This window comes from Dyella sp. (assembly GCF_051954575.1).
Classification (GTDB): domain Bacteria; phylum Pseudomonadota; class Gammaproteobacteria; order Xanthomonadales; family Rhodanobacteraceae; genus Dyella_B.
The window spans coordinates 112,527-136,912 of record NZ_JBQCHP010000085.1; the positions used below are offsets into that span (position 1 = coordinate 112,527).

The 24,386-nt window shown below is 63.6% G+C and carries 21 protein-coding genes; 9 read left to right on the forward strand and 12 right to left on the reverse strand.

Going from position 1 to position 24,386, the window contains the following annotated elements; translation table 11 throughout:
* Positions 1-7: 7 nt before the first annotated feature.
* Positions 8-466 carry a PA2169 family four-helix-bundle protein gene (locus ACTHNE_RS12180; RefSeq protein WP_324944803.1) on the forward strand — a complete coding sequence of 153 codons (459 nt, stop codon included), beginning with the start codon at positions 8-10 and terminating at the stop codon, positions 464-466.
* A gap of 139 nt (positions 467-605) precedes the next feature.
* On the opposite strand, the gene ACTHNE_RS12185 is transcribed toward ACTHNE_RS12180, so the two are convergent.
* The 12 genes from ACTHNE_RS12185 to glgA form a co-directional block, all read right to left on the reverse strand.
* The gene (locus ACTHNE_RS12185; RefSeq protein WP_324944800.1) at positions 606-986 is read right to left on the reverse strand and encodes a response regulator; all 381 of its coding nucleotides are present in this window, start codon (positions 984-986) and stop codon (positions 606-608) included.
* Between the two features lie 123 nt (positions 987-1,109).
* Positions 1,110-2,594 (reverse strand): sensor histidine kinase, encoded by a 1,485-nt coding sequence (locus tag ACTHNE_RS12190; protein WP_440269386.1) that lies wholly within the window; start codon positions 2,592-2,594, stop codon positions 1,110-1,112.
* Positions 2,578-2,910, reverse strand: coding sequence for a hypothetical protein (locus tag ACTHNE_RS12195; RefSeq protein ID WP_324947997.1), 333 nt, complete (start codon positions 2,908-2,910; stop codon positions 2,578-2,580). Before ACTHNE_RS12195 ends, ACTHNE_RS12190 begins: the two co-directional genes overlap by 17 nt.
* Positions 2,907-3,059 carry a DUF3309 family protein gene (locus ACTHNE_RS12200; RefSeq protein WP_324947995.1) on the reverse strand — a complete coding sequence of 51 codons (153 nt, stop codon included), beginning with the start codon at positions 3,057-3,059 and terminating at the stop codon, positions 2,907-2,909. Before ACTHNE_RS12200 ends, ACTHNE_RS12195 begins: the two co-directional genes overlap by 4 nt.
* 114 nt (positions 3,060-3,173) lie before the next feature.
* Complete coding sequence (locus ACTHNE_RS12205) at positions 3,174-4,019, reverse strand: YihY/virulence factor BrkB family protein (RefSeq protein WP_324947993.1); 846 nt, start codon at positions 4,017-4,019, stop codon at positions 3,174-3,176.
* Positions 4,020-4,220: 201 nt separating this feature from the next.
* The gene (gene glgX, locus ACTHNE_RS12210) at positions 4,221-6,371 is read right to left on the reverse strand and encodes a glycogen debranching protein GlgX (protein ID WP_324947991.1); all 2,151 of its coding nucleotides are present in this window, start codon (positions 6,369-6,371) and stop codon (positions 4,221-4,223) included.
* A gap of 166 nt (positions 6,372-6,537) precedes the next feature.
* Positions 6,538-6,726, reverse strand: coding sequence for a DUF2934 domain-containing protein (locus tag ACTHNE_RS12215; RefSeq protein ID WP_324947989.1), 189 nt, complete (start codon positions 6,724-6,726; stop codon positions 6,538-6,540).
* The gene (gene treY / locus ACTHNE_RS12220; RefSeq protein WP_440269387.1) at positions 6,723-9,425 is read right to left on the reverse strand and encodes a malto-oligosyltrehalose synthase; all 2,703 of its coding nucleotides are present in this window, start codon (positions 9,423-9,425) and stop codon (positions 6,723-6,725) included. The genes ACTHNE_RS12215 and treY overlap by 4 nt, the downstream gene beginning before the upstream one ends.
* A complete protein-coding gene (gene malQ / locus ACTHNE_RS12225) occupies positions 9,422-11,698 on the reverse strand; it encodes a 4-alpha-glucanotransferase (RefSeq protein ID WP_440269388.1) in 2,277 nt (758 codons plus the stop codon). The genes treY and malQ overlap by 4 nt, the downstream gene beginning before the upstream one ends.
* Positions 11,679-13,490 (reverse strand): malto-oligosyltrehalose trehalohydrolase, encoded by a 1,812-nt coding sequence (gene treZ, locus ACTHNE_RS12230; protein ID WP_440269389.1) that lies wholly within the window; start codon positions 13,488-13,490, stop codon positions 11,679-11,681. The genes malQ and treZ overlap by 20 nt, the downstream gene beginning before the upstream one ends.
* A gap of 283 nt (positions 13,491-13,773) precedes the next feature.
* Complete coding sequence (glgB, locus tag ACTHNE_RS12235) at positions 13,774-15,963, reverse strand: 1,4-alpha-glucan branching protein GlgB (RefSeq protein ID WP_440269391.1); 2,190 nt, start codon at positions 15,961-15,963, stop codon at positions 13,774-13,776.
* Between the two features lie 114 nt (positions 15,964-16,077).
* Entirely contained in the window at positions 16,078-17,682 is a 1,605-nt protein-coding gene (glgA, locus tag ACTHNE_RS12240; RefSeq protein ID WP_414649704.1) for a glycogen synthase GlgA, read from the reverse strand.
* Between the two features lie 365 nt (positions 17,683-18,047).
* On the opposite strand from glgA, the gene ACTHNE_RS12245 reads away from it, so the two are divergent.
* The 8 genes from ACTHNE_RS12245 to ACTHNE_RS12280 form a co-directional block, all read left to right on the forward strand.
* The gene (locus ACTHNE_RS12245) at positions 18,048-20,609 is read left to right on the forward strand and encodes a mechanosensitive ion channel domain-containing protein (protein WP_324940799.1); all 2,562 of its coding nucleotides are present in this window, start codon (positions 18,048-18,050) and stop codon (positions 20,607-20,609) included.
* A 66-nt stretch (positions 20,610-20,675) separates the two neighbouring features.
* Entirely contained in the window at positions 20,676-21,536 is an 861-nt protein-coding gene (locus ACTHNE_RS12250; protein ID WP_324940803.1) for an alpha/beta fold hydrolase, read from the forward strand.
* Positions 21,537-21,692: 156 nt separating this feature from the next.
* Positions 21,693-22,427 (forward strand): DNA-formamidopyrimidine glycosylase family protein, encoded by a 735-nt coding sequence (locus ACTHNE_RS12255; protein WP_324940806.1) that lies wholly within the window; start codon positions 21,693-21,695, stop codon positions 22,425-22,427.
* Between the two features lie 98 nt (positions 22,428-22,525).
* Positions 22,526-22,972, forward strand: coding sequence for a hypothetical protein (locus tag ACTHNE_RS12260; RefSeq protein WP_324940809.1), 447 nt, complete (start codon positions 22,526-22,528; stop codon positions 22,970-22,972).
* Between the two features lie 4 nt (positions 22,973-22,976).
* Positions 22,977-23,222, forward strand: coding sequence for a monovalent cation/H+ antiporter complex subunit F (locus ACTHNE_RS12265; protein WP_324940812.1), 246 nt, complete (start codon positions 22,977-22,979; stop codon positions 23,220-23,222).
* On the forward strand, positions 23,219-23,503 hold the full coding sequence (locus ACTHNE_RS12270; protein WP_324940815.1) for a hypothetical protein: 285 nt from the start codon (positions 23,219-23,221) through the stop codon (positions 23,501-23,503). Before ACTHNE_RS12265 ends, ACTHNE_RS12270 begins: the two co-directional genes overlap by 4 nt.
* Positions 23,500-23,754, forward strand: coding sequence for a DUF4040 domain-containing protein (locus ACTHNE_RS12275; protein WP_324940818.1), 255 nt, complete (start codon positions 23,500-23,502; stop codon positions 23,752-23,754). The genes ACTHNE_RS12270 and ACTHNE_RS12275 overlap by 4 nt, the downstream gene beginning before the upstream one ends.
* Positions 23,751-24,386 (forward strand): MnhB domain-containing protein (locus tag ACTHNE_RS12280; protein ID WP_440269390.1); only part of this gene is annotated, 636 nt, incomplete at its 3' end. The genes ACTHNE_RS12275 and ACTHNE_RS12280, both read left to right, overlap by 4 nt.

A 24,386-nucleotide genomic window follows, 5' to 3' on the forward strand; every position in this document is an offset into this window, starting at 1 on the left:
AACCGGTATGGCAGGCAATTGGGAAGACATCAAGCTGCTCAACAGCCTGATTGAAATCACCATCGACAGTGCCGACGGCTACCGTGAAGCGGCCAAGGATGTGAGCAATCCCGAACTCAAGTCGATCTTCCAGCGCCGCGCGCGCGAACGCCTTGCGGCGTTCAGTTCCCTGCAGTCGCAGGTGAAGGCGCTGGGTGGCCAGCCGGAAGATGAAGGCACCTTGCTGGCCTCGATGCATCGCGCCTTCGTCAACTTGCGCAGCACGGTGCGCGACGGCGACCTGGCGGTGATCGACGAAGTGGAGCGCGGCGAGGACCGCATCAAATCCAAATACGAAGAGGTGATCGGCGATGGACGGCTCAGCTCGTCCTCGCTGGCAGTCGCGCAGCATGCATACGAGTCGGTGCGCTCGGCACACGAGGAGATGAGCCGGCTGAAGCAATCACTGCACAGCCTGCACGGCTGATGCAGGATGCGGTCGTCGCAGGCGTCCACACCGGAGAACGCCTGTTTCTCCCCGTGTGTTCTTTGCTTGCAGCTTCATGCTATCGATTCGCATCCCAGCTTTCGCTGGGATGACGAACGTGCAAGACGTGAAGGGCTTTCTATTTCTTTACGGTATTGAGTATGCCGTTGAGGCACCCCAGCAACTCGTGCAAATGCAGCGGCTTCTGCAAACGTTGCAGGTGCGCGTAATCACGCGGAATGGCGTCGCTGTCGTAGCCGGTGGTGAGAATGATGGGCACGTTGTCGGCCATCAGGCGATCGGCCAGCGGAAACACGCGCTCGCCGTTCAAATTCACGTCGAGCACGGCGATATCCGCGTGGACGCCCTTGTCCAGCGCTTTCATGGCGCTGGCGACGTTCGGGAACGGACCTACCACGTGCACGTCTTCCATCTCGAATGCGGAACACAGGGCGTCGGCGATCAGGTATTCGTCTTCCACCATAAGCACCGATTTTCCGCTCAACTGGTTGGCATTCATGTGTGGACGATCCTCTGATGAGCGAAGCAGCATATCTACATGCTGTCGCGCTTAGGTTGCGTGTAGATGGTGAAAAAAAGCCGCAAGCCCTGTGATGAACTCGCCTCAAACCCTAACCTATGGCTAGGTGAGCACCGGTACGGAGATCATGCACCGCACGCCTTCGGGCATCACCTCATACTCGGTTTTTGCCCGCAACTGATAGGGCAGGGCGCGCTCGATCAGTTCGCGGCCGTAGCCGGCCTGCACCGCGGCGCTATCGTTGACGGCAGTGTTTACGCCCGTTTCCTGCCATTGCACGTGCAGCAGCGGCTGCTGCTCTTCGCAATGCTCAACTTCCCAGCGCACGGTAAGGTGCGCGGTGGGAATGGCCAGCGCGCCGTATTTCACCGCGTTGACCACCAGCTCGTGGATGGCCAGCGCAAAGGTCTGCAAGGTGGACGAACGCAGGCGCACGCCGACCGGGCCTTCCAGGGTGATCTGCTGCAGCGATACGGCGTGCGCTGCAAGTTCGGTGCGCAGCAGGCCGTCGAAGGTGACTTTCTCGCCCTGTACCAGACGCGACAGGTACGTCTGCACGCGGCTGATCGCATCCAGGCGCGAGGAGAACACGTCGGCAAAGCTTTCCAGGGTGGTGTGCTTGGCACGCGTGCGGTCGAAGATCACCTGGATCACGCTGAGCAAGTTGCGCGTGCGGTGCTGAAGTTCGGTGTTGAGCACCTGCAACTGACCGGTGAGCGCTTCGCGCAACGCGTCGCCTACGTGCGCCCATTCGGCATCCGCGGTATCCAGCAGCCGGCGCGCCAGGTCCTGGCGCTGCGCCATCTGCATGATCATGTCCGTTTCATAGCTCAGGCCCGGGTGCGTTTCGGTCCAGTAGTGCGCGGTGCGGATAAAAGCGAGCAGGGCGGCCAGGTATTCGAACGCCGTCTCGCCGACGGCGCAGCGCACGGCGGCGCGCGCTTGCGCCGATCGCGCGGGCACCACGAACATCACCGTGATGGCATCGAACAGGTCTTCTTCGGCTTTGCTGCGCGGCGCCGGGATGGGCGCGGGCTTGGAGTAGCTTTCCAGCCGGGCGAACACCGCCTCCAGTTGCGCCGCATGCGGTACGGGCCGGCTGAGCAGGGCGATCACCTGCTCGATCGTTTCCGGCACCGCGCGCGCGTCCCCGGCTGGATAGCCTTTGCCGAGCAGATAGCCGGCGTGCCGCACCACGCAGTAGCGCACTTCGCAGAAGCGCGACAGATGCACGAACAATCGTTCCTTGAACAGCGAGGGCAGTGGGTTGTCGAGATAGGCGGCCTTGGCCTGCATCCATAGCTGTTCGGCCAACTGCGGCGCGGCGTCGCTCGGCGTGAAGAACTGCGGCAACGCGCCAAGGCGCTGCTGCACTTCGCGCTGGAAGCGGCTTTGGCCCGCCGTGCTGCCGCCAAGGCGCCAGCGCGCGCGGATCGCGGCGAAGGTGAGAAATTCGCGCGAGCCCGGCTGCGACATCTTCGCGACGTTACGCATCGCCGGGACCTCGGCCAATGCGCGAATGGTTTTTTGCAGCACGGCGGATATCGATGGCCGACGGGTCGTCACAAGATTAGTGCGTCGTTGCATGCGTTTCGTGACTGGTCGTGATGTCATCGGCATCATGCTGGTGAAAGATATCCTGCGCGGCGTTGCGTTGGTTAGGGTTGGCGACGTGCACACAGATGCGCATGCCGCCGTGGCGGCTGGTGTCGAACGAGGGTGGGTCCGCATCGGTCAACGGCGAGACGCGCGGCTCGGCAAAGCCGGCGCGCTTGAGCGCCGCCACGATGGCTTCGGTTTGCTGGGGAGTTCGGGTGGTGCCGTAAACGGAAGCATTCATTTCTAGTTCTTCTATTTTTTTGTTACCGAACATGGCTGCATGAAACGGCAGCCACTGCTTCAAATGACGCCAAGCAACAACAAGACGATAACGATCACGAGCACCACGCCCACGCCGCCGGCCGGGTAGTAACCCCATGATCGGCTGTACGGCCACGCCGGCCATGCGCCGAGCAGAATGACGATCAACACGATGAGCAGGATCAGCGACATGACGTACCTGACGGTGCAAGCAAACCGCATCAACTCGATAAGCGGGGAAACTATGGCACCGGTCACCTCAACGCTGCGCACACGCTCCGTCAGAAGCGGCTTCACATAGTTTTTTCAAAGCGCACGACGCTCGACTTGCGGATCCGGACGCTTCCTGCTCATGGCAAGGCCGTGCGTGAGCTCGGCGCCCAGCAGCACCACGAACGAGGCGTAGTACACCCAGGTGAGCATCACCACCAGCGCGCCGGCCGGCCCATAGGCGCCGCCGATGCTGACGTGCCCGATGTACAGCTCGATGGCGAACTTGCCGAGGATGAACAGCAACGTCGTCACCAGCGCGCCCCAGGCAGCGTCGGACCAGTCGATCTCGGTATCGGGCAGCACGCGGTACATCGCACCGAACGCCACCACGAACACCGCTATCGACACGACGTATTCCACGATCGACCACGCCAGCGAATCGTAAGGAATCATCAGATGGATCAGCGCGCTCACGGCGAACGAGATGATCAGCAGGAAGGCGATGCCGATCACCAGCGCGAACGCCCGCGCCCGCGCCTTGAGCCAGATGCCGATAGCGCTCTGGTTTGCGACGTCCTCCACGCGCCAGATGCGGTTGAGCGAACCCTGCAGTTGCGCGAACACGGCCGACGCGCTGAACAGCGTCACGATGAGGCCGAGCACGCCGGCCACATTGCCCAGCGTGGGACGCGACTTGGCGTTCTCGACGATCAGGATGACCGCCTGCGCCGCCCGGTCGCCCATCAGGTTGGTGAGCGCCTGGTTGAGCTGCTCCTGCCATTGCGCGCGCAACAGCGACAGCAGCCACAAGGTGAGCACCACCAGTGGCGCCATCGACAAGGCCGAGTAGTAGGCGATGGCGGCTGCGTGTGTGAACAGTTCGTCTTCGTAGAGGCCGTTGATGGCGTTGCGAAGGGCGGGACGGATGGCGACACGCATGGCGTGGATACGTTCGCATGGGTGGTGTGGGGTGGGGGTGAGTGTGGTGCTTGTGTTGCTTATCCAACTGACTGGCGTTGAATCCAGTCTGTCCGGGATGCATTCCCTCCCCTACGTGTAGTAGGGGAGGGGGCCGTCAGTCGCACAAGTGAGAATCGAGGCTCATCAGAGGTTGGTGAGGGGCTCACTCAGACAGCGCAATCACCGCCTCACCGGCCGTGCCCGATACAACGCCAGCGACCGCGCCATCATGGTGACATGCCCCTCGCTCGGCTCGGCCGCATCGTTGGCCGTGCTCACCAGCAACCGCCATTCGGTCTTGCCGTTGGAGGAAGGGAGCACGAAGGCCACATCCTCGAACTGGCCATTAATCAGCAGAAGCAAGCTGGTATCCACACCGGGTCGCTTGATGCCGGTGGGTTTTGCGCGGCCGTCCAGCAGCATCGTCAGGCAGCGCTCGTGCGGATCGTGCCATTGCTCTTCGGTGAATTCGCGGCCGTCGTGGGTGAGCCAGGTGACGTCACGGATGCCTGATTCCTCATCCACCAGACCGCGCAGAAAGCGCGTGCGGCGGAGCAGCGGATAATCGCGGCGCAGGCGCGTGAGGCGGCGCACGAAATCGGTGAGCGCGCGCTGTTCGCCGGCGGCCAGCCAGTCGAGCCAGGTGACGTTGTTGTCCTGGCAGTACGCATTGTTGTTGCCGCCCTGGGTGCGAGCAAATTCATCGCCGGCCAGGATCATCGGCGTACCTTGCGCAAACAACAGGGTGGCGAGCATGTTGCGCATCTGCCGCTGGCGCAGCGACAGGATGACCGGATCGTCGGTGAAGCCTTCCTCGCCGTGGTTCCAGCTGAGATTGTTGTCGGTGCCGTCGCGGTTGTTTTCGCGATTGGCTTCGTTGTGTTTGTGGTTGTAGCTGACCAGGTCGTTGAGGGTAAAGCCGTCGTGTGCGGTGACGAAGTTGATCGACGCGTTCGGCCGGCGTCCGCGCTGGTCGAACAAGTCGGCCGAGCCGGTCAGGCGCGTGGCGAAGTCGGGCAGCCGGCCTTCGTCGCCGCGCCAGAACGCGCGCGTGGCGTCGCGGAAGCGATCGTTCCATTCCGCCCAACCGGGCAGGAATTTGCCGGCCTGGTAGCCGCCGGGGCCGATGTCCCATGGTTCGGCGATCAGCTTGACGCGGCCGAGGATCGGATCCTGCCGGCACGCATCGAGAAAGCCGCCGCCTTGGTCGAAGCCGTGCGATTCGCGGCCCAGGATGGTGGCCAGGTCGAAGCGGAAACCGTCCACGCGCATCTCGGTGGCCCAGTAGCGCAGGGAATCCATGACCAGTTGCAGCGTGCGCGGATGGCTCAGATCGAGCGTGTTGCCGGTGCCGGCGTCGTTGACGTAATAGCGCTGATCCTCGGCCAGCCGGTAATAGGTGGCGTTGTCGATGCCGCGCAGCGAAAGCGTGGGGCCCAGATGGTTGCCTTCGGCGGTGTGGTTGTAGACCACGTCCAGGATCACTTCCAGCCCCGCTTCGTGCAGGTGCGCGACCATCTCCTTGAATTCGGTCACGCTGGAGGTGGCCATATAGCGCGGATGCGGCGCGAAAAAGCCGATGGTGTTGTAGCCCCAGTAGTTGCGCAGGCCCACGTCGAGCAGATGCTTGTCGTCGATGAAGGCGTGCATGGGCATCAGCTCCACCGAGGTCACGCCCAGCGAACGTATGTAATCGACCACCGCCTGTTGCGCCAGGCCCGCGAAGGTGCCGCGCAGGGGTTCGGGCACATGCGGATGCAGCATGGTGTAGCCGCGCACATGCATCTCGTAGATGACGGTGCGATCCCACGGCACGCCAGGCCAATAATGCGTGCCCCAGGTGAAGGCCGGATCGATCACGCGCGACTTGGGCATGAACGGCGCACTGTCGCGTTCATCGAAACTGAGATCGGCGTCCGGGTGGCCGATGGTGTAGCCGAACAGCGCATCATCCCAGATCAGTTCGCCGGCGATCTGCTTGGCGTAGGGATCGAGTAGCAGCTTGTTCGGGTTGAAACGATGGCCCGCTTTGGGATCGTAAGGCCCGTGCACGCGGTAACCGTACAGTTGGCCCGGGCGCACGTCCGGCAGATAGCCGTGCCACACCTCGTCGGTGTATTCGGGCAGGGAGATGCGTTCGGTTTCCTCGCCGTGTTCGTTGAACAGGCAAAGCTCCACCATGGTGGCGTTGGCGGAGAACAGCGCAAAGTTCACGCCCAGGCCATCCCAGTTGGCGCCGAGCGGAAACGGCAGACCTTCGCGCAGACTTGCGCCGTGGGATGTCGTTTCGGTGCCGCGGTGTACGCGCGTGGGTTTGGTGGTGAGGTTCATCAGTTTCGCAATGCCCTGTTAAGCCTCACCGTCATTTCGGCGAACGCCGGAATCCAGTTCAAATATGCGTGCGAAGGACACGACACCGGTTTTGAGTGCTTCGCACAACGTATTGAAACTGGATTCCGGCGTTCGCCGGAATGATGGTGAGGCAGTGTACGAACACCTACTTGCGCACCTTTTCCTTGCCTCGCGATTCCTCCTCCTGCGACGCATGCCGCTCTTCGGCCAGCACCAGCTTCTCCGCCATCAGCCAGTGGCGCGTCTCCTGGCCGGAAGGTCGCCCTTCCGATTCCCAGATGCTGTGCGCGATCTCGCTGATGCGCGCGTGTCGCTCCGCCGGAGAACGTTTCATGGATAGGATTCGGACATCAGCACGGCCACAGGCCATTCGGAAAATAGGGTCTGGACGGGGAGGCCCTGCATCCCGCCCTGGTGCGTCCGGTGAGTAAATAAATCAGTGAAGGTGCACGCGCCGTCATCGTTGGCCGAGGCGATGGTGGTATCGCCCCAGAAATCCTTGCTCACCATCGGCCGGTCCTCGTGCACGCCGGCCGCGCAAAGGCGCGGTACGGCCACCAGCAGGCTGTGCCGTTCGAAGCGGCGCACGAAGGCCATGACGTGCTCGCGGCGCGAGCCCATGGTGTCGAGCGGCTCGTAGCCGGCGCGCGCGAACAGCTCCGGCCGCCGCCGGCGCACGCGCAACAGGCGATGGATCAGCTGCTGCTTGATCACGCCGCTGCGGTAATCCTCCAGCAATTGCTCGGGCAGCAGGTTGCCGTCGAAGCTGGCCTTGCGCGCGGCGTAGTCGACCGGGCGGCGATTGTCCGGATCCACCAGCGACTGATCCCAGTATTCCGTGCCCTGATACAGGTCGGGCACGCCCGGCACGGTAAGCCGCAGCGTGGCGGCTACCAGCCCGTTCAACGCACCCGGCGCATCCAGGCTGCGCGCCGCATCATGGATGCTGCGGCGTAGCGTGGCGTAGCGGGGGGACAGCAGCAGGTCGCTGACGGTGGCCTTGCACGCTTCCTCGTAAGCGGGATTGGGCGTGGTCCAGCGCGTATGCAGTTTCGCTTCGCGTTCGGCTTTCAGAAACCACTGCTCGATGCGCGGAGCGAATGCGCGCAAGGCTTCTTCATCGTCGTCGCGCATGCCCAGCGGCCACGCGGCGAGCACCGTCTGCAGCAGCATCCACAACGCGCCGGGCGCGGGACGGTTGGGGCCTTCGAGCGCGGCCAGCCATCGGCTGGCCTGGCCGACGAACCAGCGCGCGCGTTCGCTCAGTACCGCCAACCGGGCGCGAACGTCTTCGCCGCGCTTGTGGTCGTGCGTGGCGGTGGCGAGCAGCGCGCGCGGCCATGTAGTTGCGCGGTGCTGCATGATGGTGTGGAAGCGCCGCGGCGCGATCGCGAACACGCGCGGATCGCTGCCCACCTCGTTGCGCGAAAGCAGCACGCCGTAGCGGTAGAACGCGGTATCTTCCACCGCCTTGGCGTTCAAGGTGGTGGCGAGCTGTTCGAACAGGCGGCGCGCAATCTGCAGATGACGGCGCTGCGACAGCGTGCTCAACCAGCGCGCCTTGGTTTCCAAGAGGTATTGCCGCAGGTAGGCGCGATAGGCGATGCGATCGGGGTCACCGTCCTTCATGGCGCGCTCGAATGCGTGTTCCAGCGAGTGACGATCTTCCTCGCTGGCCGTGCCGGTGCCTAGATAGGTGCGGTACACCGGCATCTGTTCCAGTACTTCGGCCAGCGCCTGGCGCAGTGCGAGCGGTGTGAAATCGCCGTGTTCGGGCGTATCTTCCACGTAGCGCTCGAAGGCGCCGACACAGCGATCGAGATCGGCGGCGAAGGTGCTCGCCAGCAAGCTGCGCCGCGCCTGGTGTTCCTCATCGCCGAAGTGTTTCGAGCGGGCGCTGATCGCGGCCCAGGCCTCGGCCAGTTCCGGCTGGCCTTGCGGGTCGTGCTGCAAGGCGCTCACCTGGTTCATGAAGTCGTAGCCGGTGCTGCCGTCGACCGGCCAGTCTTCGTGCAACGCTTCGTCGTGCGCCAGGATTTTTTCCACGTGCAGGGAGATTCGCCGCGCCATCTGGCGCGGGTCCACCCGTGCGGCGCGATCCACGCGCAAACGCAGCTTGCGCAGGTAGTCGCGCGGCTGGGCCAGGCCGTCCACGTGGTCGATGCGCAAGCCGTCGATCATGCCTTCGCGGACCAAGCGCAAGGGCAGGGCATGCACGGCGTCGAATACATCGTCACGCTCCATCGCCAGCGCCACCAGCGAATCGATGTCGAAAAAACGCCGGTAATTGATGACCTGGCTGCCGCTGCGCCACCACGCAAGCCGGTAGTGCTGCAGGTCCAGGAACCTGCGCATCAGCGCCTTGTCGGTATGCAGTTGCGCGATCGCACGATCGACGTGCGTGCGAATGGCCTCGTCCTGCATCGCCAGGCGCACTGCATCGATGGCGTCCTCGGCTGCGCGAAAACGTGGCAGCACGTGCCCGGCCAGGTCGAACAGCAGGCGCAGGCCTTGTTCGGAAATCGGCAGCTTGGTGCCGGCGACGTTGAGCGCGATGGTGGTGCCGCCCACGTGCCGCTCCACGCGCAGCTCGCCGCGCGAAAGTGCCTGTTCCAGCGGCACCGCGAGCATGGGCAGCCACAGCTTGCCGTCGGTATGCGGCGCATGCCAGTCGATGTCGAAGTAGTGCGCGTAGCGGCTGGTACGGCCCATCGCCAGCACATCGTTCCACCACGGATTGCCGACGTCGGCGGCCATGTGGTTGGGCACGATATCCAGGATCGCGCCCATACCGTGCGTGTGCAGCGTCTGCACGAACTTGGCCAGCGCCGGTTCGCCGCCGAGCTCAGGGTTGACGATCATCGGGTTGATCACGTCGTAGCCATGCAGCGAACCCGGCCGCGCCATCGCGATCGGCGACAGGTAGACGTGGCTGAGGCCTAAGGCCGCGAAGTACGGCACATGCTCGGCCGCCGCGAGAAAGTCGAACGTGTGGTTGAGCTGCAGGCGAACGGTGGCGCGCAAATCGGTCATGCCGGTGTTACCTCCTTCACGGAGGTGCCGATGGACTGCAGCAAAGGTTGCAGTTGCTCGATGGTGTTTTCCGGCAGGCGATGCTGCCAGTTGGGATGGCTGTCGACGGTGCCGGGAAGGTTGGGTTGGGTTTTGAGGTTGAGGGCGTCTTCGAGGGGGAGGATGAGGAGCGGGGAAGGGGTTTGGGCGAGGAATGCAACGTAATTGCATGCTTGCGTCGGGGCTTGGTTCCCCTCACCGTCTTGGTCTCCCTCACCGTCATTCCGGCGAACGCCGGCACGCGGGGAGAGCACAGGGATGTGCTCGGCTTTGAGGAGCGAGGAATCCATTTTTAATGCGCCGCGCGATGCACTGAGAATCGATGTCGTGTCCTTCGGACGCATATCTAAACTGGATGATTCGCTTCGCTCACCCCCTTCGGGGGCCGTCCTTCGGACGTTCTCCGCGCTTCGCGCTACGTCCGGCGTTCGCCGGAATGACGATATGGAGGCGCCGACGGCTTGATCTAAACGCACGACCTCATCCTCCCGCGCACGCATCCGTCGCCGCATCTCTTCTTCACCAAACCCATGCGCCTTGGCGAGCTGCGCAATATCCACTCCTTCCCGCCACCCCGCCAACGGCGGCAAATCATGCGTCGTCGTCGTCGCCACCGCGTTCTTTCTCCATGATTCCGGTGCAAGAAACTCACCCTGTTCGTCGCGCGTAAACAGCAGCACGTCAATGCCCAGCACGCCACGCGCGGCAAGCAGGTCGCGCAAGCCCACCGGCACGGTACCCAGGTCCTCGCCAATCACGATGCAACGCTGGCGCCATGATTCCAGCGCAGTAAGCCGCAGCAGATCCTGCAAAGGCTGGCGAAGGTAGCCGCCTTCGGTGGAAGGGCCGCCTTGCGGCAGTACCCAGATGTGCTGGAAGCCGATGATGTGGTCGATGCGCAGGCCGCCGCCGCGCTGCATGTTCGCGCGCAGTAGTTCGATAAACGGACGAAAGCCGCTGGCTTTCAGGTCAGATGGCGCATACGAGGTGATGCCCCATCTTTGTCCGTCCGGATTGAACGCATCCGGTGGCGCGCCCAGCTCAAGGCCTTGCAGGACATGCTCGCGCCACGTCCACGCTTCGCCGCCGCCTGCTTCGAAACCGACGGCCAGATCGCAGATCAGGCCGATATGTTGATCCGCATCGAGCGCGCGCCGCTGGGTGCTTTCCCAGCAACGCGCGGCCAGCCATTGCAGGAAGATCTCCAAATCCACCTCGGGCACGTGTTGTTGCGCGAACGCGGCGGCGGACGCTTCGCTGCGCCAATCGTCCTGCCATGCCTGCCAGGCGCTGCTTTCGCCGGCCAGCATCGCCTGCGATTGGCGCGCGGCCAGCCACGCGTGGCGTTTCAGCGCATCGCCACCTTCGGCGGTGAAACGTTGCAGGTCATCGCGCAGCGTCGGCGGCGCATGCGCGAATTGTTCATGCAGCACGCGGAACACGTTGCGACGTAGTGCATACGCCACCGGCCAGTCGACCAGCTTGCCTTGTTGCGCGAGATGCCAGGTCGATGCCAGTCCGCTGGCTTGCAGCGCGGCGTTCAACGCGGCTGCACCGAGCACCTGCGCGGGATCGGCATGCACCCAGTTGAGAAAACCGCGATGCGAAGGGGAATACGGGCTGTAGTGTCCGGCGACGGGGCTCATCGCATGCAGTGGACTGAGGGCGATCGCATCGCCGCCGGCGCGGCCGATCGTTTCGGCAAGTTCGGCCACCGCGCGGCTGTCGCCCAGGCCGCCATCGTTGGCGTGCCGCAATGAATACACCTGCGCGGCCAATCCCCAGGCACGATGTTTGTCTGTACCCAGCGCGTCGCCCACACCGAAGCAGCGCGGCGGCGCCACAGCCAGCATCAGCGAATGGTTGCCTGCATCCAATTGGTAATAACCGTATTGCGAAGGCGCGCGATAGCAGCCGGCGCCGAGCGGTGCGAGCTGGTGCGGGCGGCCTTCTTCATCGATCATCGCCAGCTGTTCGCCATGCAGCAGGGCGGGCGGCATATCGAAGGCATCGCCGGCGTCCACGCTGAGAAGGACAGGCAGTGCGCGATGGCGTTCCTCGATCCGTTGCAGGCTTGCCCGGCGGCTGGATTCATCCTGCGCAGGTAGTTGCAGCGCCGCCAGCAAACCCTGCAGCGCGTCATCGGATACGGTGCGTGGCTGGCCGGAGGCGTCGGTCCATTGAACGGACAGGCCGGCGGCGCGCGCCAGCATTTCAAGCGAGGAGCCGCTCACCTTCCAACTCCCTGACCAATACGGCGGCGGTATGCGCCTGAAGGACACCGCGATCGAGCGCATCCATCGCGTCCTGCGACTCGATCCAGATCACGCGGGTGGCCGAGTCGCGCGGCAGCGATACGTCTTTATCCGACAGGTTCAATGCGATTTCCCAATAGTGCCCGTCGCTCAATCGCCAGCGCGCGTACACCGCCTTGTCGCCGAGCACCTCGCAGCCCAGCGCGCAACAATTCTCCAGCCGGTCGGAAAGAAAGCGGTTGCGCAGTTTCAAAAGGCCGCTCAGCCAGCGCGTCCATTCCCAGCTGCGCTCGTTTTCGTCCATGCGCGGGATGGAGGCGGCGTAGGTATCGAGCGCGTTCGGGTCGGGAATCAATTCGCGCCGCTCCGGATCGGTAAAGCCGGAGAAATGTGCGAACTCTTCGCGCCGGCCCTGGCGCACTTTTTCAGCCAGTTCGCCTTCGTAGTCGGTGAAGTAATAGAACGGTGTGCGGCAACCCCATTCCTCGCCCATGAAAAACAGTGGAATCATCGGGCTGAGCGCCACCATCACCATTGCCGCGCGCAGGTCGGCTTCGCTGGTGAGGCAGGTCAGCCGCTCGCCGAGCGGGCGGTTGCCGATCTGGTCGTGGTTCTGCAGGAACAGCACGAACGAGGTGGGGCGAAGATCCTGGCTGGGTTCGCCGCGCGAGATGCCGCGGCGGTCGTGCTGGCCCTGGAACACGAAACCCTCCGCCAGCGCCTTGGCCAGGTCCGCGGTGGAGTTCTTGGCGAAGTCGGCGTAATAGCCTTCGTGCTCGCCGGTGAGCATCACGTGCAGCACGTTGTGCGCGTCGTCGTTCCACTGCGCGTTGTAGTCGCCGCGCAGCAGGCTGGCATTGTTGTGCTCGTTTTCCAGGATCAACCACACCTGCCGTCCGCGCGGCAGGCAAGTGCGCCGGATCGCGGCGCCGAGTTCCTCCAGGAAGGCCTGCGGCTGGATCGCGTGCACGGCATCCAGCCGCAGGCCGTCGATGCGGTACTCGTTGATCCACATCAGCGCGTTGTCGATGAAATAGCGCGCCACTTGCGGGCGTCGGAAATCGATCGCCGCGCCCCACGGCGTGTGCGTGTCGGCGCTGAAGAATTCCGGCGCATAGTCCGGCAGTTGATTGCCGACCGGTCCGAAGTGGTTGTAGACCACGTCCAGGATCACCGACAGGCCCAGCCGGTGTGCGTGATCGACCATCGCCTTGAGCGAATCGATGCTGCCGTAGGAGGCATCGGGCGCATACGGCAGCACGCCGTCGTAACCCCAGTTGCGATCGCCGTGGAACGAGGCGATCGGCATCAGTTCGATCGCGGTGTAGCCACAGGCGGCCAGCCGCGGCAGCGCCTGGCACAGGGTATCGAAGCCGCCCATCGCGCCCACATGCACTTCGCAGATCACCGCGGTATGCCATGGCGCGCCGCTCCAGTCGTTGCATTGCCAGACATGGTCGCGCGGGTCCACCACCATGCTCGCGCCGAGTACGCCGCCTGGTTGCGAACGCGAAGCGGGATCGGGCACCTGGCGTCCGTCGGTGCGATAGACGTAGCGCGTATCCGGATCGACCTCGATGGCGAGCGTGTGATTGCCATCTTGGTCGCGATGCATCGGGAACGCGAGCTCGTCGATCACCAGTTCGACGAGCCTGGCGCTGGGCGCCCACACGCGAAAGCGCGTGGTGCCGTCGTCGAGAACCTGCGCCCCATACGTGCAATCGTGGCAGGACGAAGCGGGCGATTGAGTTGGAATGGGATGTGTGGACATGGGAACCGCACTGCGGAGTTGTAGTCTCTTCGTACTTCCTTTTGCGCAGTGGGCGGGTGATTTTTTGGTGATGTTCGCCGCCCTGCGCCGTCATGTGCGCGAAGCACGAATGGATGCTCAAGCACATGAAGTTTTTTGCTTGCCGTGTACTGCTCCCTCCCCTGCGAAGTAGGGGAGGGCTGGGGTGGGGTTACGCAATCTCGCGGTGAATTGAACACATGCGGCATGCTCGGACCCACCCCAACCCTCCCCTGCGCGCAGGGGAGGGGACAGAACAAGCCATTCACCCCTCGCCCCGATCCGGCCGCAGGATCAAGGTCGCCAGCGGCGGCAACAGCAGGTTCAACGAATACGGTTGCCCGCGGCAGCCGGACGCATCGGCGTGGATCAGGCCACCATTGCCGACGTTGGAACCGCCGTAGTGCGCGCTGTCGGTGTTGCAGACCTCGCGCCACATGCCGTCTTCCGGTACGCCCACGCGATAGTCGCGGCGCACTTCCGGCGTGAAATTGCACACCACCAGGATCGGTGGAAGACCCTCGCCGCCGCAGCGCAGATATGCATAGACCGAGGCATGCGTGTCATCGCCGATCACCCAGCGGAAGCCTTCCGGATCGTGGTCGAGGCGATGCAGAGCCGGCTCGTGCACCAGCAAGCGGTTGAGGTCGCTCACCAGCTGTTGCACGCCGCGATGCATGGGGTCGTCCAGCAGATGCCAGTCCAGCGGGCGATCGTGATGCCATTCGCGTTCCTGTGCGAATTCGCCACCCATGAACAGCAGCTTCTTGCCCGGATGCGTCCACATGAAGCCGAAATAGGCGCGCAGGCTGGCGAACTTGCGCCAGCGGTCGCCGGGCATGCGCGCGATCAGCGAACCTTTGCCGTGTACCACTTCGTCATGCGACAGCGGCAGCACGAATTTCTCCGAATAGGCGTAGACCATGCCGAAGGTGAGATCGTGATGGTGATAGCGCCGGTACAGCGGATCGCGCTGCATGTAGTTGAGGCTGTCGTGCATCCAGCCCATGTTCCACTTGTAGCTGAAACCCAGGCCGCCCTCGTTGACCGCGCGCGTGACGCCCGGCCATGCGGTGGATTCCTCGGCCAGCACCATCACGCCTGGTTGTTCGCGCGCAACGGCAGTGTTGAGCGCCTGCAGAAAGGCGATGGCTTCGAGGTTTTCGCGGCCGCCGTGCTTGTTCGGTATCCACTCGCCTTCGGGCCGGCTGTAGTCGCGGTACAGCATGCTGGCGACCGCATCCACGCGCAGGCCGTCCACGTGGAAGTGGCGCACCCAGTGCGCGGCGCTGCCGATCAGGTACTGGCTCACCTCGCGGCGGCCGTAGTTGTAGATCAGCGTGTCCCAGTCCTGGTGCACGCCTTCGCGCGGATCGCTGTGCTCGTACAGCTTGGTGCCATCGAAATCGCGCAGGCCGTGCTCGTCGGAAGGGAAGTGCGCGCTGACCCAGTCGATGATCACGCCGATGCCGGCGACGTGGCAGGAATCGACGAAGCGAGCGAACGCATCCGGGCCGCCCATGCGCGCGGTGGGCGCGTAGATGGCGATGGGCTGGTAACCCCAGGAGCCGCCGAACGGATATTCGCTGATCGGCAGCAGTTCGATATGCGTGAAGCCTTGCGCCTGCACGTAGGGAATCAGGCGCGTGGCGAGCGTGCCCCAGTCGAGCGGACGGCCATCCTCGTCCCATTGCCAGGAACCGGCGTGCACTTCGTAGATGGAAACGGGAACGCGGTCATAATCCACCGATGCGCGATGCGCCATCCACGAGGCGTCGTGCCAGTTCACGATCAGCGGCGCAGCCACCACCGAAGCGGTGGCGGGCGGCAGCTCGGTCTGGCGTGCGTACGGATCGGCCTTCAGCGGCAGCAGATGACCGTTGCGGTCGAGCAGTTCGAACTTGTAGAGCGCGCCGGCCTTCAGGCCCGGAATGAAGATTTCCCACACGCCTTCGTGCGCGTGCCGGCGCATCATGTGGCGGCGACCGTCCCAGCGGTTGAAATCGCCCACCACCGATACGCGCGGTGCGTTCGGCGCCCATACCGAGAAATGCACGCCGTCCACGTCGCCCAGGTGCATGACGTGCGCACCGAGGAAATCGCCCGGGCGGCTCAATTCGCCGGCGTGGAACGCGCGCAGTGTGCCTTCCGTCAGCAGCGGCGCGAAGGCGTATGGATCGCGGATCACTTCCTTGCCCGTCGGCCAGCGGATGCGCAGGTAATAGTCTTCCGGCCGGTACGGCAGCGAGGCGGCGAAAATACCTTCCGCCAAACGTTGCGCCTGCCAAGTGGCGCCATCGGCCACGTCGATCACTTCCACTTCGGTGGCGCCGTGCATCGCGGTGGCGATGTACCAGTGATCGTCGTGCAGGTGCGGGCCGAGCAACTCGAATGGGTCGCCGCAACGTCCTTTGTCCAGCGCCTCCAGCACGTTGGCGGGAATGCACGCATGCACGCGTGCCGTGGGCGCCACGGCCAAACCGAGGTCGCTTCTCACGCGCTGGCCTTTTGAAAGTTGATCCGACACCACGTCATCCACCTCGTCGTGCAGCCTGCCGTGCCCGCCTGCTTACGGATGGACATAGGTCTTCTCTTCGCGCGTGGAAGATGCCGGCTGCGCGACATGGCCGGGCTGCTGCTTGTTGAGCAACATGCGCCGGTACAGGGCCGCATACTGCCGGCCCGGGCCGTCCCAGCCGTGCTTCTCGAGCATCGCCGCACCGCGCATGGCGTTGAGCAGCAACGGTTCGGCGAAGATGCGAAAGGCGCGCTGCAGGCAGCGACGCAATTCGGAAACGGTGGCGTCACGGAACAGCAGACCGGTGACGCCATCCTCGATGGTGTCGACCAGGCCGCCGGTGGCGTGCGCGATCGGCAGGCAGCCATACGATTGCGCGTACATCTGGCTAAGGCCGCAGGGCTCGTAGCGCGAGGGCATCAGCAGGAAATCCGCGCCGGCGAACATGCGCCGTGCCAATCCTTCCTCGAAACCGATATGCGCCGCGACGCGGCCGGGGAAGCGTCGCGGCAGGCGCGCGATGGTGCGCTCGATCGACGGATCGCCGCGGCCGATCAAGGCCAGCTGGCCGCCCGCGGCGATGATCTGCGGCGCCGCTTCGCAAATCAAATCCACGCCTTTCTGCTGCACCATGCGCGAGATCACCGCGAACAGCGGGCCGCTTTGTTCGCGCAAGCCCATTTCCGCGCGCAGGCTGTGCGTGTTCTGTGCCCGCGTATCCCACTGGCCGATGGTGAAGGGCGCCTCCAGCGCCGGATCGCGCTGCGGATCCCAACTCGGGTCAATACCGTTGACGATGCCGATCAGGCGGCCTTCCTGCGCGCGCTTGTGCAGCAGTGCGTCCAGTCCGCAGCCGTGCGCCGGCTCGGTGATCTGGCGCGCGTAGCATTCGCTGACCGTGGTGAGATAGGTCGCCTTGGCGACGCCTTCATGCAGGAACGAAATGCGCCCGCGCGGTTCGTGCTCGGTACGCTTGCGCGTCATGCCGATGGTGGCGGCGGTGGAAGCCGGAAACACGCCCTGGTAGGCCAGGTTGTGAATGGTGAGCACAGTAGGCACGGCATTGCTCTGGCCTTCCAGGTAATGCGTGGCCAGCGCGCAGGGCCAGTCGTTCAGATGTAACAGGTCCGGGCGCCAGTCCATCTGTGCGTGATTGAGCGCGATCTCCGCCGCCGCATACGACAGTGTGCCGAAACGGATCGCGTTGTCCGGCCACTCGTGCCCATGCACGTCGGTGTAGGGTGAACCTTCGCGCTCATACAGTTCGGCATTGCACAGCACCAGGATGGTCAGGCCGTCGCTGGTCTTGATTTCACCGATCTCGCACGCCGGCAATGCGTGATGGCCCAGCGTCTTGCCGACCATGCGCATGGAGCGGGCCGCCGCCATCACCTTGGGATGGCCGGGCAGCAGCACGCGGACATCGTGGTCCTTGGCCAACGCGCGGGGCAGGGCGGCAGAGACGTCGCCCAGGCCGCCGGCCTTGACGAAATCGGTCATTTCGGTGGTGACGAAAAGGATTCTCCCGCCGCTCCGCTCGGCGCGCGCGGCGGTGGCGGGCGGTTCGGATCGATGCCGATGCACGCCGGAGACGACTTCTCGTTTCTGGTGATGATTCGGGTGATGGATCCTGTGTGCAGGTTTGGCGATGCTCATTCCATTTGATCTCACGATATGGCTGCAAGGCGACGATTCGCCCGTCTTTTGCAGATTTATGCTTGAGGTTAGGGCTCTGATGATCAAACTTCCGTACAGCTAGCGGTGTGGCAAAGTGAAGATCGCGAGACGAATCGGCGCGAACGTGCACGCGAAATCTCCACCATGCGATAGCGGATAAAGGCGTGAACAACTTTCCGTGCACGCCGCTTTTACGAACGGCAGTGCACGGTGGGGCGAGGTTTTCTTTAGACGGGAGGTATCGCCGCTGATCCACTGCGGGCGTGCAGATCGCTCGTCATTCCTGCAACGCCGGAATGATGGCGCGGTGACAGGTGCATCAGTGGTGGTACACATGGATCGCAGTGAACAGAACGCCCTTTCTCGCTCCATGGATCGTCGGCAAGACCCTGCGGACGCTATTTTTCAGTCTGTTTACGTGCATGTTCGTGGCGTTGCCGCTGCATGCATTCGAGCTCGCGCCGGCATCGGGCGGCACTGCCGCAGCCTGCGTGCAAGCAGGCGCGCATGCTGCCGATCCTCCCCCCAAGAACAGCGCGGCAACCACTACGGCGCCGCCCAAGAACGCAAATACAGCAGCCGCGGCCAAGCCAGGCACCAAACCCGCCGGCATTGTGCCGTTGCAAGCCAACGGATTGATCGAGCGCAGCCTGCACCAGATCAGCCAATGGGCCGCCGGGCTGGCTGTGCAGCTCAAGCAGGCATGGGCTTCGCTGCTTGCCTTGCTGGTGTTGTTCGAGCGATCCGGCGGACATATCGCCAATGCCGCCGACCGCGATCTGTTGCTGCATACGGGCGCCGCGCTGGCTGCCGTGTTTGCCGCCGGCGTGCTGTTCGAATGGCTGTTCCACTTTCTGCTCAAGCGCCCATTGCGCGCACTGGTCGCCAGGGCGAACGCAGTGGAGAAACGCGATCGCAGCCGAGAGGATCGCGAACGCGCGCTGACGCAGCGCGCGACGCAGGCGGCGAAAGTCTCCGAAGCGCAAAAGGCCGAGCAGGCGAAATCGGAGGCCGGCGTGCAGCCGCCATCCGTCGCAGTGGCGCTGGTGCACACCAACGAAGATGGCGTCGATCGCGTGGAGCCCGTGCACGTCGGCGAACAGAATGCGGCCGGTCCGCCGCCGACTGCTGCACGCCCACCTGAAACATCACCACCTGCGCCGCACAAAACGCCCGATCATGCACGCCCGGCGCGCTATGCCCGCACCCTGCATCATCTGGTGTTCGCCTTCGGCGCGCTGCTGATCAACCTGTTTCCGCTGGCGGTGTTCTTTGTCGTCTCCGGCCTGGTGCTGCGTGGCGTCGGTGGCGATGATGATGCGCGCATCCATGCCGTGGCCAGCAGTTTCATCAACGCCTACGTCAGCACGCGCATCACCATGGCCGTGCTGCGCCTGCTGGTGTCGCCGGAAGGGCCGGGGCTGTGCGTGCTGCCGGTGAGCCATACGACGACGCGCACCGTGCTGTTCTGGATGCGCTGCATCGTGACCGTCGCGGCATTCGGCATCGCCTTCGGCGATGCCTTGGCGAACCTCGGCGGCGGCGAGGCGAGCCGCATGGCCTTCATCAAGCTGATATCGCTGTTTGCGCATATCGCCGCGGTGGTTCTCATCCTGAAACTGCGCGTGCCGGTCGGGCGCGCGATCGCGCCGAAGCCCGGCGCGCACGGCATATCCGCGGCCGCGCGCAACTGGCTGGCGCGGGTGTGGGTATTGTTCGCTGTCGTCTTCATCATTGGTGCGTGGGTGGTGTGGGCGCTGGGCGTGGAAGACGGTTTTCCCAAGCTGATCCACTTCATCGGCGTTTCCGCGGGCATCCTGATCGGCGCCAGGGTGGTGACGATATTGGTGCAGGGTGCGCTGGGTCGCATGTTCCGCCTGCGCGATAACAACGATGCTTCCGCGGACGGTGCGCGCGTGCGGCTTGCGCGGCGCTATTACCCGATCATCAGCGGGCTCGTGTCGTTCTTCATGACGGTGCTGACGATCATCGCGCTGTTCCAGGCGTGGGGCCTGGATGCGTTCGAATGGTTCGCCAAGGGGCCGATCGGGCGCAGCCTCACATCCGCCGCATTGACGATCCTGGTGGCGGCGGTGGTGGCCGTCTCCGTGTGGGAAGGGGCCAGCTACAGCATCGAACGGCGCATTGCCTTGTGGACCGAGCATGGCGACCTGATGCGCGCCGCGCGTCTGCGCACGCTGCTGCCGATGATGCGCACCGGTTTGTTTATCGTGGTGGTGCTGGTGGTGGGGCTGACCGCCTTGAACGAGATCGGCATCAACACCACACCGCTGCTGGCAAGCGCAAGCATCGTCGGCGTGGCGCTTGGCTTCGGTTCGCAGAAGCTGGTGCAGGATTTCATCACCGGCATCTTCCTGTTGATGGAAAACGCCATGCAGGTGGGCGATTGGGTCACGGTGGCCGGCGTTTCCGGCACGGTGGAATACCTGTCCGTGCGCACGGTGCGCCTGCGCGGCGGCGACGGTTCGCTCTACACCATTCCTTTCAGCTCGGTGACCACGGTCAACAACACCAACCGCGGCGTGGGCAATGCGGCGATGAGCGTCAGCATCGCCTACGGCGCCGATGCCGATCGCGCGATGGAAGAATTGAAGAAGATCGGCAAGGAGCTGCGCGCCGATCCCGCCTACCAGAAGCTGATCCTGAAAGACCTGGAAATCTGGGGCGTGGATGCCATGGACGGTTCGAAAATCACCCTGATCGGCCAGATGCAATGTACGGACAGAGGACGCTGGGGCGTGCAGCGCGAACTCAATCGACGCATCCTGCGGCGCTTCCGCGAGATCGGCGTGGAAATGGCCAATCCTCACGCCAGCTATCTGTTTCCGCAGCAGGAGACGCCGCAACAAAGCGGAAAACCGGCGCCACGGACATCAGCCAAATGAATACATTCGCGGCGACACCCTCTTCATGGCGCCAAGGTTAAATTCTGCTGAAAATAGGAGAAACCCATGAGCATGCTGCAGGTCGAAACGGATAGTCTGGGTCGCCCTATCGAACTGTATTACGAGGACATCGGCTACGGTCCGCCGGTTGTACTGCTGCATGGCTGGCCGTTCGATCATACGATGTGGGAAGAGCAGATCTTTGCACTTGCCAGCGGCGGCTGCCGCGTCATCGCCTACGATCGCCGCGGCTTTGGCAAATCGTCCAAGCCAGTCGATGGCTACAACTTCAACCGCTTCGTCGATGATCTCAAGGCGTTGCTGGACGCGCTCGACCTGCATGACGTGACGCTGGTGGGTTTTTCGATGGGCGCCGCCGAAGTGGTGCGCTACATGAGTCGCCATCTCGGCCAGCGCATCACGCGCTTCGCGCTGGTGAGCGCGATCACACCCTCCATGGCCAAGAGCAAGGACAACCCCGAAGGCGCCGACGAAGCGAAATTCGATGACATCTTCACCCGCATCCGCGCGGATCGCTTTACCTATATCGACCAATTCGTGGGACAACTGCTCGATACGTCCAGCGTCAACGCGGCGAAGCTGGCGTGGATCAAGTCGCTGGCCGAGCCGGCCTCTCGCATTGCCATGCTGGGCTGCGTGAGGGCATTCGCGGAAACGGATTTCACCGGCGACATGGCCGCGGCGATCAACCTGCCGTCGCTGGTGATCCACGGCACCGAAGACCGCATCGCGCCTTTCGCCATGAACGGACGGCGTACTTCGGACCTGCTGCCAGGTAGCATTTTTCGTCCCTATGAAGGCGCCGGACATGGCTTGTTCGCGACGCATGCGTCGATGTTGAACGACGATCTGCTGGGCCTGGTGCGCACGCCGCCATCGCAGACACTGCCACCGCCGGTGTTCTGACAACGTAGCTTCGGATGCAATCCCAGCGGCGCGATCCCACGATAAAGCCGGGATTGCATCCGAAGCCTGCGACGCGGGTTTCAAGCACCGTCCACATCGCGCGTGGAAGAATCCCATCGAACGCAGCAGGCGTGACGATGTGAAGCCAGGCAAGCAATGCCCGAAGGTCCTTCCATTGCGATCCTCCGCGACGAAGCGTCGATCTTCGTCCGCAAGGTCGTGTCGCGCGCCGAAGGCAACGCCAAGATCGACATGCAGCGTATCGAAGGGGAGCGCGTCGCTGATTGGCGCAGCTTCGGCAAGCAGACGCTGATCGTGTTCGACGACTTCTACGTGCGCGTGCATCTGTTGATGTTCGGTAGCTACCTGATCAACGAACGCAAGGACGTCGCACCGCGGCTGGGCCTCACTTTTCGCAACGGCGAGATCCTTTTCTACAACTGTTCGGTAAAACTGCTGGAAGGCGATCCGGCGGATACCTACGACTGGCGCGTCGACATCATGTCGGACCAGTGGGACGAAAAATTCGTGCGCCGGAAATTCCGCGCCATGCCGGAAGAACTCGTATGCGACGCCTTGCTCGACCAGGATGTTTTCGCCGGTGTCGGCAACATCATCAAGAACGAAGTGCTGTACCTGTGCAAGGTGCATCCGCTTTCACCGGTGGGCGACCTGCCGGCAAGAAAGGCGAACGAAATCGTGGCACAGGCACGCGCCTACAGCTTTCGTTTCCTTGATTGGAAAAAGGCCCACGTGCTGCGCAAGCACTGGCTGGTGCACAACAAGGGTCAATGCCCGGTCCACCAGATTCCGCTATCGCGCGGGTATCTTGGCCATCGCAAGCGCCGCAGTTTTTTCTGCGAGCTTTGTCAGCGGCGTTATACGCCGTAGTAACGGAATGCGCATCGCCACGCTCGCATACATCGAACTTACGCATTCCTTCCACATCGCCGGTGGAACAATCCGGGCAAATTCAACGGATCGTGAAGATGTGGCGCTTGATGGTGGAGGCCTTTTTGCTCAGTGCAGTCTGCCTGCTGTTCGCTGGCAGCGTGTCTGCGGCTGAAATCGTCGTTGCCGCGTTTGCGGGATGTACGGCCGCTTGTTTACATGCGCGACTGATCCAGCGCTCGGCCTTTCGTTTTATCGGCAGGCCACAACCGCTTCACATCCTCAAGCTCGCCGCAAAAGGCGCATTGCAAGATGTTCCGCTGGGTGCATGGCATGTGCTGGCTTCGCTGTGGCGGCGCCGGTTCGGCAAGCAGGTGATGGAGCCGGCGCCAGTGCTGATACGCGGTGCAGATATGCATGCGATTCCCAAGCGCCGTGCGCTGGCGATCCTGGCCACCTCGTTCGGCCCTTTGGCCTACACCATCGAAGCGCATCACGAGGCCTTGCGCGTGCACCGTGCCGAAGGAACCCGGCGGCCGGAGTGATGGTGTGTACTGGGTAGCGATCATCGCCTTGCTGCCGCCGCTTCTGGTGGGCGCGATCGCGGCGCGGCGCGGTCCGTTGCGTACCCGGCCGCTGGCGATCCAGTTCGTCGGCACGCTGGTGGCGATCGTTTTTGTGTTGATCGCGCTGGCGATGCAGCAGCCGTCATATATCGATCTGGCCCTGGCGCTGACCTTGCTGGGACTGCCGGGAACGCTTGCCTACAGCTTCTACATGGAGCGCTGGATGTGAACATCGCGATCGTGATTGCGCTGATTTTGCTGGTGGCGTGCTGCTGGATTTCGGCAGTGGCGCTGTTGCGGCTGCCGCTGGGCATGGATCGTCTGCATGCGGTGAGTTTTGTGTCCTTGGCGACGTCGCCACTGTTGGTGATCGTGACGGGACTGCAAACCGGCATGAGTCTGGGCACGGCCAAGGTCGCTTTTTTGTGGTTGATCAATGCGCTGGCCAGCGTCGGCATTTCGCATGCGTTGGGACGCCTGATGCGTCCGCGCAAAGGAGGCGAAGCATGAAGTTCGCGGTGGCCGGTTGCCTGATCCTGGTGATGATCAGCGGTGCGCTGGTGGCGTTCACGCGCCGTCCGGCGCGGCAGGTGCTGATGATCAGCGTGCATGGCCTGTTCCTCTCCATGCTGTTCCTGATGCTGCAAGCACCGGATGTTGCCTATTCGGAAATTGCGGTGGGCACGGCGCTGGTGCCGGTGATGTTCCTGACCGTGCTCGCTGCCATACGCGGTGGCGGACGCAGGAACCTGCCGCGATGAAATACGGCCTGGCCTTGCGTTACGCGTTGTGCATCCTGGCGCTGATCGTGCTGGCGCCGGCGGCGGTGCTGGTGGCGCTGCATATGCCGGCGTTCGGCGAACAGTTGCCGGCCTACGGGACAACCGTCAACGCGCACGTGCCGTACATGCGCCAGGCCACCAACGTGGTGACGGCGATCATTTTCGACGTGCGCGGCGTGGATACGCTGGGCGAGGAATTCATTTTTGTCGCCGCGATCACCGGGCTTGCGGTGCTGCTGCGCGGCGGCCGCGGCGAAGATGCCTCGCGCAAGCCGATCCATGTCGACGGACGCTGGCTGCCCACGCGCAGCGAGGCGGTGGCCTTGCTGATTCGCTGGATGCTGCCGGCTACCGTGGCGTTTTCCATCTACGTGATGGCGCACGGGCAGCTTACGCCGGGCGGTGGTTTTCAGGCCGGCGCGATGCTCGCTTCGGCGTTGCTGCTGTTGTTCCTGGGCGATGGCTATCGCAGCTGGCGACAGGTGACGCCGCCGGTAGTGATGCAGGCGTTGGAGGCGCTCGGTGCAGCGGGCTGCGTATGCGTGGGCCTGCTGCCGCTGGCGCTCGGCGCGGGTTTTCTGGAGAACGTGCTGCCGCAAGGGCAGTCGAAA